Annotated in this window: 12 protein-coding genes; 7 read left to right on the forward strand and 5 right to left on the reverse strand. The window is 70.9% G+C overall.

What is annotated here, in order from left to right; all coding sequences use genetic code 11:
• Window positions 1–57 precede the first annotated feature (57 nt).
• Window positions 58–924, forward strand: coding sequence for an RNA polymerase sigma factor SigF (locus tag ACFT7S_RS14340; RefSeq protein ID WP_382731138.1), 867 nt, complete (start codon window positions 58–60; stop codon window positions 922–924).
• An 80-nt stretch (window positions 925–1,004) separates the two neighbouring features.
• Window positions 1,005–1,856 (forward strand): hypothetical protein, encoded by an 852-nt coding sequence (locus ACFT7S_RS14345; RefSeq protein ID WP_382731140.1) that lies wholly within the window; start codon window positions 1,005–1,007, stop codon window positions 1,854–1,856.
• 28 nt (window positions 1,857–1,884) lie between these two features.
• Here ACFT7S_RS14345 and ACFT7S_RS14350 read toward each other — a convergent pair whose 3' ends face one another.
• Entirely contained in the window at window positions 1,885–2,100 is a 216-nt protein-coding gene (locus ACFT7S_RS14350) for a hypothetical protein (RefSeq protein WP_382731143.1), read from the reverse strand.
• A 278-nt stretch (window positions 2,101–2,378) separates the two neighbouring features.
• Between ACFT7S_RS14350 and ACFT7S_RS14355 the strand changes: the two genes are divergently transcribed.
• The 5 genes from ACFT7S_RS14355 to ACFT7S_RS14375 all read left to right on the forward strand — a co-directional run bounded on the left by ACFT7S_RS14355 (window position 2,379) and on the right by ACFT7S_RS14375 (window position 7,886).
• Window positions 2,379–2,891, forward strand: a complete 513-nt coding sequence (locus ACFT7S_RS14355) for a MarR family winged helix-turn-helix transcriptional regulator (RefSeq protein WP_382731146.1) — start codon at window positions 2,379–2,381, stop codon at window positions 2,889–2,891.
• A gap of 23 nt (window positions 2,892–2,914) precedes the next feature.
• Window positions 2,915–5,383, forward strand: coding sequence for an MFS transporter (locus ACFT7S_RS14360; RefSeq protein WP_382731149.1), 2,469 nt, complete (start codon window positions 2,915–2,917; stop codon window positions 5,381–5,383).
• A gap of 222 nt (window positions 5,384–5,605) precedes the next feature.
• Window positions 5,606–6,421, forward strand: a complete 816-nt coding sequence (locus tag ACFT7S_RS14365; protein ID WP_382731152.1) for a YceI family protein — start codon at window positions 5,606–5,608, stop codon at window positions 6,419–6,421.
• A 28-nt stretch (window positions 6,422–6,449) separates the two neighbouring features.
• Window positions 6,450–6,920, forward strand: coding sequence for a PPOX class F420-dependent oxidoreductase (locus ACFT7S_RS14370; protein ID WP_382731155.1), 471 nt, complete (start codon window positions 6,450–6,452; stop codon window positions 6,918–6,920).
• 3 nt (window positions 6,921–6,923) lie between these two features.
• Window positions 6,924–7,886: an NAD(P)-dependent oxidoreductase gene (locus tag ACFT7S_RS14375; RefSeq protein WP_382731158.1), complete on the forward strand. Its 963-nt coding sequence runs from the start codon at window positions 6,924–6,926 to the stop codon at window positions 7,884–7,886.
• Here ACFT7S_RS14375 and ACFT7S_RS14380 read toward each other — a convergent pair.
• The 4 genes from ACFT7S_RS14380 to ACFT7S_RS14395 form a co-directional block, all read right to left on the reverse strand.
• Window positions 7,880–8,656, reverse strand: a complete 777-nt coding sequence (locus tag ACFT7S_RS14380; protein ID WP_382731160.1) for a TetR/AcrR family transcriptional regulator — start codon at window positions 8,654–8,656, stop codon at window positions 7,880–7,882. The genes ACFT7S_RS14375 and ACFT7S_RS14380 overlap by 7 nt on opposite strands.
• Before the next feature lie 120 nt (window positions 8,657–8,776).
• Complete coding sequence (locus ACFT7S_RS14385) at window positions 8,777–10,330, reverse strand: MFS transporter (RefSeq protein ID WP_382731162.1); 1,554 nt, start codon at window positions 10,328–10,330, stop codon at window positions 8,777–8,779.
• 144 nt (window positions 10,331–10,474) lie between these two features.
• Window positions 10,475–12,715 (reverse strand): glycosyltransferase family 39 protein, encoded by a 2,241-nt coding sequence (locus ACFT7S_RS14390; RefSeq protein ID WP_382731165.1) that lies wholly within the window; start codon window positions 12,713–12,715, stop codon window positions 10,475–10,477.
• Window positions 12,712–13,992, reverse strand: a complete 1,281-nt coding sequence (locus tag ACFT7S_RS14395; RefSeq protein WP_382731167.1) for a glycosyltransferase — start codon at window positions 13,990–13,992, stop codon at window positions 12,712–12,714. Before ACFT7S_RS14395 ends, ACFT7S_RS14390 begins: the two co-directional genes overlap by 4 nt.
• Window positions 13,993–14,070 lie beyond the last annotated feature (78 nt).

The raw sequence follows: 14,070 nt of genomic DNA on the forward strand, positions 1-14,070 counted from the left end.
CTGCGTTCCTCCGATGGTCGCGGCCACCGCGACCGTCCGCGACCTCAAGGGGGTGGCATGTCCGCAGAACAGGGCAGCTCGAAGGTGCTCACGCTCACGAAGAGCGTGCCGGCACCGACCGTGCTCACCAGCTCGTCGGAAGCCATCGACACCCGCACGCTGTCCCGCTCCCTGTTCCTGCGGCTCGCCGCACTGGGCCCCGCACCGGGCCCCGATGGAACGGACAGCCCGGAGCGGGCCTATGTGCGGGACACGCTCATCGAGCTCAACCTCCCGCTCGTCCGCTACGCGGCGGCGCGGTTCCGCAGCCGCAACGAGCCCATGGAAGACATCGTCCAGGTCGGCACCATCGGCCTGATCAAGGCGATCGACCGCTTCGACTGCGAACGGGGCGTCGAGTTCCCGACCTTCGCGATGCCCACCGTGGTCGGCGAGATCAAGCGCTTCTTCCGCGACACCTCGTGGTCGGTGCGCGTGCCACGCCGGCTCCAGGAGCTGCGGCTCGCTCTCACCAAGGTCAGTGACGAGCTCGCCCAGAGGCTCGACCGCTCGCCGACCGTGCCGGAGCTGGCCAAGGCGCTCGGGGTCTCCGAGGAGGACGTGGTCGACGGCCTGGCCGTCGGCAACGCGTACACCGCCTCGTCGCTGGACTCCCCCTCGCCCGAGGACGACGGCGGCGAGGGCTCGCTCGCGGATCGCCTGGGGTACGAGGACACGGCCCTGGAAGGCGTCGAGTACCGCGAGTCCCTGAAGCCGCTGCTGGCCAAACTCGCCCCGCGCGAGCGGCAGATCATCATGCTGCGCTTCTTCGCCAACATGACGCAGTCACAGATCGGCGAGGAGGTCGGCATCTCGCAGATGCACGTCTCGCGCCTGCTGACCCGTACGCTCGCCCAGCTCAGGGAGGGGCTCATCGCCGACTAGGACAGGCCCTAGGGCCTGTCCGGACCCCGCGCTGCCGCGCGAGGGTTCCGAATTGACGGACCGTCAGCCACACTGGCGCGATGCGACGTCAGACATTCGGCTCGACCGGCCGCCGGGGCACCGTGATCGCCGCCTCGGCGGCCGTGCTGTGCCTGGGCGGCGCGGTCGCCGCCTGCGGCGGCGGTGCGGGCGACGACGGTTATGTGGCGGTCGGGGCGGCGGGCACGGGTCCGGCCGAGACTCCGAGGGCGGCAGGCCTGCCCTCGGACAAGGTCACGCTGATCCCGCTGGATACTCCGGGCGCGGAGCGCGACGGGGACGGGGGCGGGGGCCACGGAGAGAACGCTGACGAACCAGGGCCGGGCGCTGAGCTGCCCGGCGTACCGGACGGCGTACCGGAAGCCGGGGAACGTACGGCCACCACGGGCCCCGGCAGCGGCAGCGGAACGAGCGGCTCCGGCGGCTCGGGGACGGCAGCCCCAGGAAGTGCGGGAGGAACCGGCAGCGCGGACCCGGGAAGTGCGGGAGGAACCGGCAGCGCGGACCCGGGAAGCACCGGCGGTTCCGGCGGCACGGGCAGCACCCCGCCGCCTTCCAGCAGCCCCGCACCCACCGCACCCGCCACGCCCGCCGCGCTCCAGGTCGGCGACCCGGTGCCCGCGGAGGCGGATCGGCGCTGGTGCGAGAAGGTGACCGTGGAATTCCGCAACACCGGTGGCTCACCGGTCCGTTCGGGCACCGTCACCTTCGAGACGCACATCATCGGCGCGCTCGGGATCGACTGGGCGACCGTCGAGTCGACGCAGCCGCTTCCCGCGCCCATCGACGCGGGAGCGGTGCGGAAGAAGACGTACACCGTTTGTGTGGAGTCCTGGCGGGTGCCCCTGGGCATGCGGACAGAGACCCAGGACGTCACCGCCACCTGGAAGTGACCCCCACACACGTGGGGGACCGGAAAGGTCAGCCGAGCGCGAGCCAGGCGACCGCACCGAGGACGACGACAACGGCGACGACAGCCGCGATCACCCCGACCCTCGGTCCGGACGAGGTCGCGGCCGGCTGCTGCCGGCGCTGCGGTTCGCCCTCGTCGACGAAAGCGCGGAACATCTGGGTGCTGCCCGCCGGGTCGTTGGTGCCCTCGGGGCCCTGCTGAGGGGCGTGGGGGTTGTGTGCCATGGGCCAGGACCCTAGCGAACTCGGCGTTGCGGCCCAACCCCCGGGTGCGCAGGGACAGGCGATCCGCCGGTGATCCACCGCCTCGGCGGGCCCTGCCGGGTGGCGCGAATCACAGCCGCAGACGGGCCCTGCCGTACATGCTGCACGTTTGACCCGGACCCTACTCAGCCTTTTGCGTTCCTTTACTTCTGCAAGCCCCATTTCGTTTGCCTGTAGCAACCATCGGCTTCTATGGTTGCCCTAAGCAATTAGTTGGCGCCGAGATGTCAGGAGGGCCCATGGCCGCTCGGAGTCACTACCAGGAGCTGGCCCGGCAGCTCAGCGCGGTCGGCGCCGTCAAGCGCGGACTCGCACGGGCCCTTCCTCCCGAGTGCCCGGGTGGCTCCGCCGCCGTGCTGGCACTCCTGGCGGAACACGGCGAGATGCGGATCAGCAGACTGGCCGAACTCCTGGCCGTGGACATGTCGGTGACCAGCCGCCATGTCGCACATGTGGCCGAACGCGGCTGGATAGAACGGTCCCCGGACCCCGCCGACAAGCGGTCCCGCATCCTGCGGCTGACCCCTGCGGGAGACGAGCAGCTCGACGAACTGAGCCGCCGGACGACCGAGATGTTCGCCCGGAAACTCATCGACTGGTCCGACGAGGACGTCGGCCGGCTCAATGCCTTGCTGTCCCGGCTGCGTGACAGCTTCGCCTGTCGCGGCTCCGGTGAGTGCCTTCCCGGAAAGCACAGCGGGGACTGCCGCACGCGCCCCTCCGAGGATTCGCACACCCGTACACCTATGTAACAGATGCAAAGAGAAGGAACTCAATGGCTACGACCACACCCACCGGTGTGCGGGGCGGCCACGCCAAGCACGGGGGCTCCGAAGCCCCCGACGGCACGCCGATGACACACCGGCAGATCATGGAAGCGCTGACCGGGCTCCTGCTCGGCATGTTCGTCGCGATTCTGTCGTCGACCGTCGTCTCGAACGCTTTGCCCGAGATCATCAACGACCTCGGCGGCGGCCAGAGCGCCTACACCTGGGTCGTGACGGCCTCGCTGCTGGCCATGACCGCCACCACCCCTCTGTGGGGCAAGCTCTCCGACCTGTTCAGCAAGAAGCTGCTGGTCCAGATAGCACTGGTCATCTACGTCGCCGGCTCGGTCGTCGCCGGTCTCTCCACCAGCAGCGGCATGCTGATCGCCTGCCGCGTCGTGCAGGGCATCGGCGTCGGCGGCCTCTCCGCCCTCGCGCAGATCGTGATGGCCGCGATGATCGCCCCGCGTGAGCGCGGCCGGTACAGCGGCTACCTCGGCGCGGTCTTCGCCGTCGCCACCGTCGGTGGTCCGCTGCTCGGCGGTGTCATCACCGACACCAGCTGGATGGGCTGGCGCTGGTGCTTCTACGTGGGCGTGCCGTTCGCGGTCATCGCGCTCGTCGTGCTCCAGAAGACCCTGAAGCTCCCGGTCGTCAAGCGCGAGGTCAAGGTCGACTGGGCGGGTGCCTTCTTCATCAGCGCCGCCGTCTCCCTGCTCCTGCTCTGGGTGACCTTCGCGGGCGACAAGTACGACTGGATCTCCGGACCCACGTACGCGATGCTCGGCGGCACCGTCGTGCTCATCGGGCTCTTCCTGCTCGTCGAGTCGAAGGCGAGCGAGCCGATCATCCCGCTCCGCCTCTTCCGCAACCGCACCATCACGCTGGCCTCGGTCGCCTCGCTGTTCGTCGGTATCGCGATGTTCGCGGGCACCGTCTTCTTCAGCCAGTACTTCCAGTTGGCGCGCGACAAGTCGCCGACGATGTCCGGGGTCATGACGATTCCCATGATCGCGGGGCTCTTCCTCTCCTCGACCATCTCCGGCCAGGTCATCACCAAGACCGGCCGCTGGAAGGCATGGCTGGTCAGCGGCGGCTTCCTGGTCACGGCCGGGCTCGGCATGCTGGGCACCATCCGGTACGACACGGAGTACTGGCAGATCGCGGTCTACATGTTCGTGATGGGTCTCGGCGTCGGCATGATGATGCAGAACCTGGTGCTCGCCACACAGAACCAGGTCGCTCCCGCCGACCTCGGTTCGGCCAGCTCCGTCGTCACGTTCTTCCGTTCGCTCGGTGGTGCGATCGGCGTATCGGCGCTCGGCGCCGTCATGGCGAACCGTGTCACCCACTACGTCAAGGACGGCCTGGCCGACCTCGGTCCCGAGGGCGCGGCCATGGGCCACGGCGGTACCGGCGGCGGGGGCATCCCCGACCTGGACACCCTGCCCGGCCCGTTCCGTACGGTCGTGGAGGCCGCGTACGGGCACGGTGTCGGCGATGTCTTCCTGTACGCCGCTCCGGCCGCGCTCGTCGCCTGCATCGTGACGATCTTCATCAAGGAGGTCGCGCTGAAGACGAACGCGTCGAACGACACCCCGGCCGCCACCGAGGCCGTCGAGGCCGTCACGGAACCCTCCCAGGTCGCCGAGGGCGTCGCCGGGGTCACCTCGGTCGCCACCCTCGGAGCTCCCGTGGAGACGGTGCGCGGCACGGCGGTACGCGGTGTGGTGCGCGGCGCCGAGGGCGTACCCGTCGCACGGGCCGCCGTCACGCTGATCTCACCGGCCGGCCGGCAGCTGGGGCGCTCCGTCGCCCAGGCCGACGGCGGCTATGTACTGGACGCCCCGGGCGCCGGTTCGTACGTCCTGATCGCGTCCGCCGACGGCTTCCAGCCGCAGGCGTCCACCGTGGTCGTCGGCGACGAGCCGGTGGCGTACGACATCCTCCTCGTCGGTACGAGCGGTCTCACCGGGACCGTGCGGGCCGAGGCGACCGGGGCTCCGGTCGAGGGCGCCATGGTCGTCGTGACCGATGTGCGCGGCGATGTGCTGGCGACCGGCAGGTCCGGCGAGGCGGGCGAGTTCACCTTCGGTGAGCTGGTCCCCGGCGCCGTGACCGTCGCGCTGAACGCCACGGGCTTCCGCCCGCTGGCGCTGCCCGTCGAGATCGGCGGCCAGGGGGGCGTCACCCGGGTCGAGGCGGCGCTGCGGGCCGGTGCGCTGGTCCAGGGCGTCGTACGGGCCGGGTCCGCCCGGACCCTGCTGTCCGACGCCCGCGTCACACTGATCGACGCGGCCGGCAACGTGGTCGCCACCGCGACGACCGGGGAGGACGGGGCGTACGCCTTCACCGACCTGGACGCGGGCGAATACTCGGTCATCGCGACCGGCTACCCGCCGGTGGCCGGCTCCCTGACCGTGGCCGGTCACGGGGTCGACGGCCACGACATCGAGCTCGCCCACCCCGGCGAGTAACCACGTCGCTCGGGTATCTGAGCTCAGGTAACTCAGGTATCTCAGACAACTCGGGTAACAAAGACCCCTGGCGGGACGGCACTTCGAGCGGAGAGGCTGTCCCGGCCGGCGGAAATGGGCCCCGGGGGCGGGTACGGCAGGCAGGGGACGGCCTGCCGCACCCGCCCCCGGGGCCCGACTCATTTGACCCTCCGGGTCATGGAGCGAGGAGAGAGAAACGGGATGGCACTTCGTGCACAGGTACGGACGCGGGACGGCTGGGCGGTCCAGCACGCGGTCGTGACAGTCACCGACATGACCGGCATCCAGGTGCTGCGCGCCGACGCGAACGAGGACGGGGCGGTCCGCACCGAGGACCCTCTGCAGGCCGGCGCGTACACCGTGATCGTCACGGCGGTCGGGTACGCCCCCACCGCCTCCACCGCGCTCGTCACGGCCGGCGGCCGGATCGACGCGGGCACGGTCGTGATGTCCCGGCAGGGCGGGGCGGAACTTCCGCCTCCGGGCGTCTGGTCGCTGGACCCGGCGCACTCCTCCGTGGGCGCGGCCGCGCAGCACCTGGGGATCTCCAGCGTGCACGGCAGGTTCACCGACTTCTCCGGCCGGATCGAGATCGCGCCGGACATCGAGCGGTCCCGCGTGGAGGCGGTCATCGGCGCGGCCGGCATCGAAACCGGCAACGGCATGCGGGACAAGCACCTGCGGTCGCCCGACTTCCTGGACGCGGACCGCTTCCCGGAGATCACGTACCGCTCCAGCGGGCTGACCCCGGCGGGCCCCGACCGCTGGACGGTGCACGGGGAGCTCGTACTGCACGGCGTCACGCGCGCCGTGGACCTCGACCTCAGCTACCTGGGCACAGGACCCGACCCGTGGGGCGGGGTCCGTGCGGCCTTCCACGCGACGACCGAACTGCGCCGCGACGACTTCGCCATGAACTACAACCAGGTGGTGCGCGCGGGCATTTCGGCGATCGGTACGACGCTCCGCGTGGAGCTGGACATCCAGGCGGTGCAGGGCGAGTCCCTGCCCTCGTAGGAGTTCGGGGGCGGCATAGGGTCGGAGGATGGCACCCCACATCGCGACCAACACCGCCGTGGAGCTCGATGAGCTGCTGGCATTCGTGCGGCCCCGGCACCGGGCGATCCTGCTGACCACCCGGTCCGACGGCCGCCCCCAGGGCTCCCCGCTCACCTGCGGCGTCGACGACGCGGGCAGGATCGTCGTCTCGACGTATCCGGAGCGCGCGAAGACCCGTAACGCCAAGCGGGACGAGCGGGTGAGCGTGATCGTCCTGTCGGACGACTGGAACGGCGCCTGGGTCCAGATCGACGGGTCGGCCGAGGTGATCGACTCACCGGATTCGGTCGAGCCGCTCGTCGAGTACTTCCGGAACATCTCCGGCGAGCACCCGGACTGGGACGAGTACCGGGCGGCGATGGTCAAGCAGGGCAAGTCGATCATCCGGATCACTCCGGAGCGCTGGGGTCCACTCGCCACCGGCGGCTTCCCTGCCCATCTGGCCCCCGGGAACTGACTCGTGACAGAACTCCCCGAGACCGCACCGCCCGTCCCGGACCTGCTTGCGCGGGCCCGGCTGCTGGTCGCGCCCGACGTCGGCGACCCCGTGGTCCGGGAGCTGGAGCGGATCACCGGGCGTCCGGTGGAGCGGGCGTCCGGGAGCGCGCCGGACGGTCCGTACCTGTACGTGGGTGCCTCGCTGCCTGACGCGCTCCGCGGTGGGCGGCTGGTCTGGTTCCACAGCGTCAACGCCGGTACGGACGCGCTGCTCGACTCCGGCCCCTGGCCACCGGACGCGCTGCTCACCCGGACGGTGGGGCGCATGGGCGAGCGGATCGCCCAGTACGTCCTGGCCTGGGTGCTCGCCGAATGCCAGGCCGTCCCGGAGTTCGCCGCGCAGCACGCGCGGGCCGAGTGGCGGCGTATCCCCTCCGAACTCGCCGCGGGGCAGACCGCCCTGGTCTACGGCACCGGGCGCATCGGTTCGGCGGTCGCCGGTCTGCTGCGGGGATGCGGTATCCGGACGGTGGGGGTGGCCCGCAGCCCGCGTGCCGTACCGCCGCCGGACTTCGACCGGGTGATCGGGGCGGACGCGGATACGGAGGAGCTGGGCGCGGCGCGCTGGGTGATCGCCGCGCTGCCGCTGACGGACGCGACGGAGGGCTACTTCGGTGCCCGCCGCTTCGCGGCCGTGCGGGGTGCGAGCTTCGTCAACGTCGGGCGCGGGGCGACCGTGGACATGGAGGCTCTGGGGGCGGCCCTGCGCGCCGGGACCGTACGGCGGGCCGTACTCGACGTGCTTCCCCAGGAGCCCGCGGCGCCCGACGCCGGCTGCTGGCAGCTCCCTCGTACGGTGATCACGTCGCACTCCGCCGGGATCACGGCCGACGAGGACGTCGTCAGGGACTTCGAGGCCTGCTGGGACGAGCTGCGTACAGGCAAGGTGCCGGCGCTCGCCGTGGACGCGGACCGGGGCTACTGAGCGGAGACGCCCGCCCGGGCGCACATCGCCTCGATGCCCGCGATCACCAGGTCCAGCGCGAAGACGAAGTCCCGCTCGCGCATGTCGTCGACCGTGCCGCCGCCGCGCGCCTCCATCACGTCGACGGAGGCCTCGACGAGCTTCTTGAGGTGCGGCTCGGCCTTGATGGTGCCCATCGCCTGCTGGAAGTACTCGTCCTGGCTGAGCCCCGCGTCCTTGCACCGCTCCACGAAGTGGCCCTCGATGGTGCCGAATCCGTACACGAAGTGGAACGCGGCGGCCAGTGCACCCGTCTGGTTCTTCATCGGCAGCCCGGTGGCGCGGATGATGTCCTGGACGGCGTACGAGAACAGCATGGCCTGCGGGCCGATGTTGAGGAAGTGACCGGCCAGCGGCGACACCCAGATGTGGCGGACGATCAGTTCGCGGTAGCTGCGGGCCATCGCGCGCAGCCGGTCGCGCCAGTCCTCGTCCTCGCTGGGGGGCACGATCTCGGCGAAGACCGAGTCCATCGCCAGTTCCAGCAGGTCGTCCTTGGTGTCGACGTACCAGTAGAGGGACATCGCGGTGACGTCCAGCTCCGCCGCGAGGCGGCGCATGGAGAACTTGGCGAGGCCCTCCGCGTCCAGCAGCCGCACCGACGCCGCGGTGATCCTGTCCCGGTCCAGGCCCACGGGCGACTCGGTCCTGCGGGCACGCGAAGGTGTCCGCCGGTCCAGCCACACACTGGTCCGCGCGGGGTTCTTCACACGGTCGGCCGCGGACACCATGGCGCACTCTCCTCGTTCTGGCGGACCGGACGGACCGGGGCGGTGGGGGCACGTACCGGACGGCACGTACCGGACGGCACGTACCGGACGGCCACGGTCCGGTACGCGTCCCCTCCGATGCTATGCCGCTGTTCCGGCCGAGTCTGCCGCAGCCGGGTCCTTCACGGCAGGGCCCGCAGGCCCTGATTCCATCCGCTCGGCCCGCCTCAGCAGCGCCGCGGCGAGCAGGCCGCCCGCGAGCACCGCGACCGCGCCGACCAGCTGACTGGTCTCCAGTCCTGAGGCAAAGGCATCCGTGATGCGCCGGCGCTCCCCCTCGCCGTCCGCGGCGGCGAGCGCCGCAGGCAGCGAGGCCGCTCCCACCGCCGCGGGTACGAGGGCGGCGAAGCGCGAGTTCAGTACGGCGCCGAGCACGGCGACCCCGAGGCCGTTGCCGAATTCGGCGAGCGTGCCGTTGACCCCGGCGCCCACGCCCGCCTTCTCGGGCGGAATGGCGCTCATGATCGCGTTGGCCATGGCGGGCATCGCGAGCGAGATCCCCGCACCCATGACGACGAGGCCGATGAGCATGCCGCCGTATCCGTCGCTGCCGAGCACCGCGATGGCGCCGAGCCCGGCGGCCAGCAGGCTCATCCCGGCGGCGATGGTGGCGGGCGTCCCCAGCTTCGGTACGAGGCGGGCTCCGAGACCCGTGAGGTTGAGCGCGACCACGGTGAGCGCGAGCGGAGCCGTACGGAGTCCGGCCTCCAGGGGCCCGTATCCGAGCACGAACTGCAGGTGCTGCGTCAGCAGGAAGAGCGAACCGCCCATCCCGAAGGCGACGAGGATCGCGCCCGCGACCGCCCCAATGAACTTCTGGTTCCGGAAGAAGTGCATGTCCAGCATCGGGTACGGGATGTGGAGCTCCCACAGGACGAATCCGGTGAGGACCGCGACCCCGGTGAAGGCGGTGAGCAGGACCTGACCGGACGCCCAGCCGTGTTCCGGGCCGGAGATGATCGCGTACACGACGGCGGTCATACCGATGGTGGAGAGCAGCGCGCCGAGCAGGTCGGGCCGGTCGCCCTGCGGGTTCTTGGACTCCGGCACGAGGCGCAGGACCGCGATCAGGCCGACGATCGCGACCGGGATGTTGATGAGGAAGATCGCACCCCACCAGAAGTGGTCGAGCATGATCCCGCCGATGAGCGGACCGGTGGCGAAGCCCAGCGAGTTGACGGTCGACCAGAGGCCGATCGCCTTGACGCGCTCGCTGTCGTCGAAGATCTGGACCACCACGGCCAGGGTGGTGGTGATCAGCAGCGCACCGCCGATACCCATTCCGGCGCGGGCCGCGATGAGCTGGCCGGAGGACTGCGAGAGCCCGGCCACCAGCGAACCGATGCCGAAGAGGGCGAGTCCCGCGACCAGCATCCGCTTGCGGCCGTAGCGGTCGGCGGCGCTGCCGGCCGTGAGGAGCAGACCGGACTGGACGAGCGAGTAGGCGTTGATCATCCACTGCACGTCGGCGGTGGACGCGTCCAGTTCGGTGGTGAGGGAGGGGATGGCGACGTTCAGGACGGTGTTGTCGAGCAGCACGGTGAGCTGGGCCAGACAAATGACGCCGAGGATCAGCCAGCGCTGCGGGTGCCCCTGGGGGACTAGGTCGTTCGGCTCGGCGGTGGTCGCCGTCATGCGGGCTCCTTGAGCTCCATGGCTACTCGTACGGTGTATGGGAGTGCGTGGCGTCGTACACCGTAAAGCACTCCTTGTACGCCGTACAAGTCCATTTCACGACCACCGCCCGGAAGGGTTTCCGGCCCCCCGTACTTCCCTCGCCTACTCCGCTGCGTCCGTCGGCCGGGTCAGGTCGTAGAAGGTCGCGCTGCCGACGGTGACCTTCTTGAAGGAGTCCTCCACCCACGAGGAGATCTGCGAGGAGGTGCCGCTGTTACCGCCGCCACCACCGCCCATACCGCCCGAGATGAAGTAGTGGATCTTCCCGTCCTCGACGTAACTCTTGAACTGGGCGAGCGTCGGAGCGGGGTCGCTGCCGTTGAAGCCGCCGATGGCCATCACGGGCTCTCCGGTGGCGAGCTGGTAACTCGCGGCGTTCTGCGAACCGATGGCCGCTGCGGCCCAGGTGTAGTCCCCGGCGTTCGCCTCCAGGAGTTTCTTGGCCTCGGCGCCGACGGACGCACCGTTGAGCAGTCCGCCCATACCTCCTCCGCCGCCACCGCCCATGCCGCCTTCGGCCGTGGTGCCGCCGGGTGCGGTACCGCCAGGTGCCGTACCGCCGGGCGTCGTACCGCCGGGCGCAGTGCCGCCGGGCATGGCACCGGGCTGCTGACCCTGGCCCTGACCCTGCTGGCCCTGGCCCTGGCCCTGCTGCCCCTGGCCCTGCTGGCCGCCGCCCGGCGGCCGGCCCATTCCGCCGCCGCCCGGGGCCTCGCCGCCGGGGCCGCCCCGGCCGCCGCCCATCACGCTGGCGCCGGACGGACCCGCCGTGACGATCGAGCCCTGGTGCCCGGTGTCGAGCGTGCTGATCGTGTACGCCGTCGGCCCCGCGAGCGACGCGGCGAAGCCAAGACCCACGACGGCGAAGGCGAGTCGGCGCCCCAGCCGGGAGGCGAACAGCAGGCCCACCGCGCCGACGAGCCCGACGATCAGGACGGTCCAGCGCAGCCACGGCAGATAGTCCGGGGTGCGCCCCAGGAGGACGTACGACCAGTACGCCGTGACGGCGAGCGTGCAGGCGAGGACCGCCCGCGCCCACCACAGGGCGCGCTCCTCCCACAGCACCGTGACGCCCATGCCGACGAGAGCCGCGAGGTAGGGAGCCAGGGCCACCGTGTAGTACTGGTGGAAGATGCCGGCCATGAAGCTGAAGACGAGCGCGGTCATCAGCAGCGAGCCGCCCCAGGCGAGGAACGCCGCGCGGGCGGTATCGGTCCGCTTCGCCTTCCGGGTGAGCCACACGCCCGCGATCAAGAGGATCAGCGCGGCGGGCAGCAGCCAGGAAATCTGGCCGCCGATCTCGGAGTTGAACATCCGGCCGATGCCGGTCTCGCCCCAGCCGCCGCCCTGACCGCCGCCGCCCCCACCGCCGACGCTGCCGGTCTCCTCGCCGTTGAGACGGCCGAGTCCGTTGTAGCCGAAGGTCAGTTCAAGGAAGGAGTTGTTCTGCGAACCGCCGATGTACGGACGCGAGGAGGCGGGCCACAGCTCGACGATCGCCACCCACCAGCCACCGGCGACGACCATCGCACCTGCTGACAGGGCGAGTTGGCCCAGCCGCTTGCGTACGGAGGTGGGCGCGCACACCGCGTACAGCACGGCGAGCGGCGGCAGGATCAGGAACGCCTGGAGGGTCTTCGTCAGGAACGCGAGCCCGACCGCGACACCCGCCCAGACCAGCCACTTCGTCCGCCCGTTCTCCAGCGCGCGGAGCACGCAGTAGACGGTGACGGTCATCAGCAGCGCGAGGAGCGCGTCCGGGTTGTTGAAGCGGAACATCAGGGCGGCGACGGGCGTGAGCGCGAACACCGCCATCGCGATCAGTCCGGCGGGCGCGCTGAAGCGGCGGCGCACGGCGGCGTAGAGCACCCCGGCCGTGGCCACACCCATCAGCACCTGCGGGACGAGGACCGCCCACGCGTTGAGGCCGAAGATCCGTACCGCGAGGGCCATCGGCCAGAGCGTGGCCGGGGGCTTGTCGACGGTGATGGCGTTGGCGGAGTCCAGCGAGCCGAAGAAGAACGCCTTCCAGCTCTGGCTGCCCGCCTGCACGGCTGCGGAGTAGAAGGAGTTGGCGTACCCGGACGCACTGAGGTTCCACAGATAGGCCAGGCCCACGACGAGCAGCATGCCGAACATGGCCGGCCGCACCCAGCGCGGGTCGTCCGCCCTGCCGCGCAGGGTGCGGCGCAGGAACGGCTCCCGGGGGCGGCCGTGTCCTGCGGAAACGCCCGGGGAGACGCCCGGGGAGACGCCCGGGGAGACGCCCGGGGAGACGCCCGGGGAGACGCCCGGCGGGTGGGCGGGGAGGTGACCGGGGAGATGGTCGGGGTAGGTGGTCATCGGACGTTCCTCAGTTCGTGTTCGGAGGCGCTCCGGTCCGGGAAGACCCAGGCGCGGAAAAGCAGAAACCGCAGCACCGTCGCCGCGAGGTTGGCCGTGATCAGGACGGCGAGTTCCGTGCCGTGCGAGGGCGATCCGGAAGCCGCGCCGAGTGCGGCGAGCGAGCCGCTGGTCAGCGCGAGACCGATGGCGAAGACGACGAGCCCCTGCGCCTGGTGCCGTATGGCTCCGCCCCGGCCCCGCACTCGGAAAGTGAGCCTCCGGTTGGCTGCCGTATTGGCGACGGCCGACACCAGCAGAGCGCCGCCGTTGGCGAACTGCGGGCCGAAGCCCATCCGGAACAGCGAGTACAGGGCGAGATAGAAGAGCGTGGAGAGAGCGCCCACGACACAGAACCCGACCAGCTGGCGGGCCAGCCCGCCCGGCACCCCGGGCAGCGCGCGGTCGCGCGGATCGTCCCCGAAGGGCCGGGCCAGCCGGTCCAGCGGCAGGGCGCCGACGGCCAGCGCCCGCCCCACGCGCCACACGCCCTTCAGGTCGTCGGTCGCCGTCCGCACGATGTGCACGGTGGAGTCGGGGTCGTCGACCCAGTCGACCGGCACCTCGTGGATACGCAGACCGGCACGCTCGGCGAGCACCAGCATCTCGGTGTCGAAGAACCAGCCGGTGTCCTCGACCATCGGCAGCAGCCGCTGCGCGACCTCACGCCGTATCGCCTTGAATCCGCACTGCGCGTCGCTGAAACGGGCGGCCAGCGAGGAGCGCAGGATGAGGTTGTAGGCCCGCGAGATGAACTCCCGCTTCGAGCCGCGCACCACCCGCGAACTGCGCGCGAGCCGGGAGCCGATGGCAAGGTCGGAGTGGCCCGAGATCAGGGGCGCGACCAGCGGCAGCAGCGCGTTGAGGTCGGTCGAGAGGTCGACGTCCATATACGCGAGGACCGGCGCGTCCGAGTGGGACCAGACCGTGCGCAGGGCCCGCCCGCGGCCCTTCTCCTCCAGCCGGTACGAGCACACCTCGGGGACGGTGGCCGCGAGCCGGGCCGCCACCTGGGGCGTACGGTCGGTGCTCGCGTTGTCCGCGACGGTGATCCGGAAGGGGTACGGGAAGGTCCGCACGAGGTGCTCATGCAGCCGGAGCACACACGTTTCGAGATCCTTCTCCTCGTTGAAGACGGGGACCACGACGTCGAGTACGGGTGCACCGGCCGCGTCGACCGCTCCGGCCAGGAGATGTTCCCGGGCCGGCAAGGTGCTCCAAGGGGTGTCGGTTCTCATGCCCTTGACGCTCGTCGACCGCGCTGTCACACCGGTGTGCTGAGCCTGTGCCGGTGCTGTGAGCCACGATCGCTGGAG

Origin of the sequence: Streptomyces sp. NPDC057136 (genome assembly GCF_042670885.1) — a bacterium.
GTDB lineage: Bacteria > Actinomycetota > Actinomycetes > Streptomycetales > Streptomycetaceae > Streptomyces.

Coding starts and splice junctions, on each gene's coding strand:
- ACFT7S_RS14340 (WP_382731138.1), top strand. CDS start 58: ATGTCCGCAGAACAGGGCAGCTCGAAGGTGCTCACGCTCACGAAGAGC.
- ACFT7S_RS14345 (WP_382731140.1), top strand. CDS start 1,005: ATGCGACGTCAGACATTCGGCTCGACCGGCCGCCGGGGCACCGTGATC.
- ACFT7S_RS14350 (WP_382731143.1), bottom strand. CDS start 2,100: ATGGCACACAACCCCCACGCCCCTCAGCAGGGCCCCGAGGGCACCAAC.
- ACFT7S_RS14355 (WP_382731146.1), top strand. CDS start 2,379: ATGGCCGCTCGGAGTCACTACCAGGAGCTGGCCCGGCAGCTCAGCGCG.
- ACFT7S_RS14360 (WP_382731149.1), top strand. CDS start 2,915: ATGGCTACGACCACACCCACCGGTGTGCGGGGCGGCCACGCCAAGCAC.
- ACFT7S_RS14365 (WP_382731152.1), top strand. CDS start 5,606: ATGGCACTTCGTGCACAGGTACGGACGCGGGACGGCTGGGCGGTCCAG.
- ACFT7S_RS14370 (WP_382731155.1), top strand. CDS start 6,450: ATGGCACCCCACATCGCGACCAACACCGCCGTGGAGCTCGATGAGCTG.
- ACFT7S_RS14380 (WP_382731160.1), bottom strand. CDS start 8,656: ATGGTGTCCGCGGCCGACCGTGTGAAGAACCCCGCGCGGACCAGTGTG.
- ACFT7S_RS14385 (WP_382731162.1), bottom strand. CDS start 10,330: ATGACGGCGACCACCGCCGAGCCGAACGACCTAGTCCCCCAGGGGCAC.
- ACFT7S_RS14390 (WP_382731165.1), bottom strand. CDS start 12,715: ATGACCACCTACCCCGACCATCTCCCCGGTCACCTCCCCGCCCACCCG.
- ACFT7S_RS14395 (WP_382731167.1), bottom strand. CDS start 13,992: ATGAGAACCGACACCCCTTGGAGCACCTTGCCGGCCCGGGAACATCTC.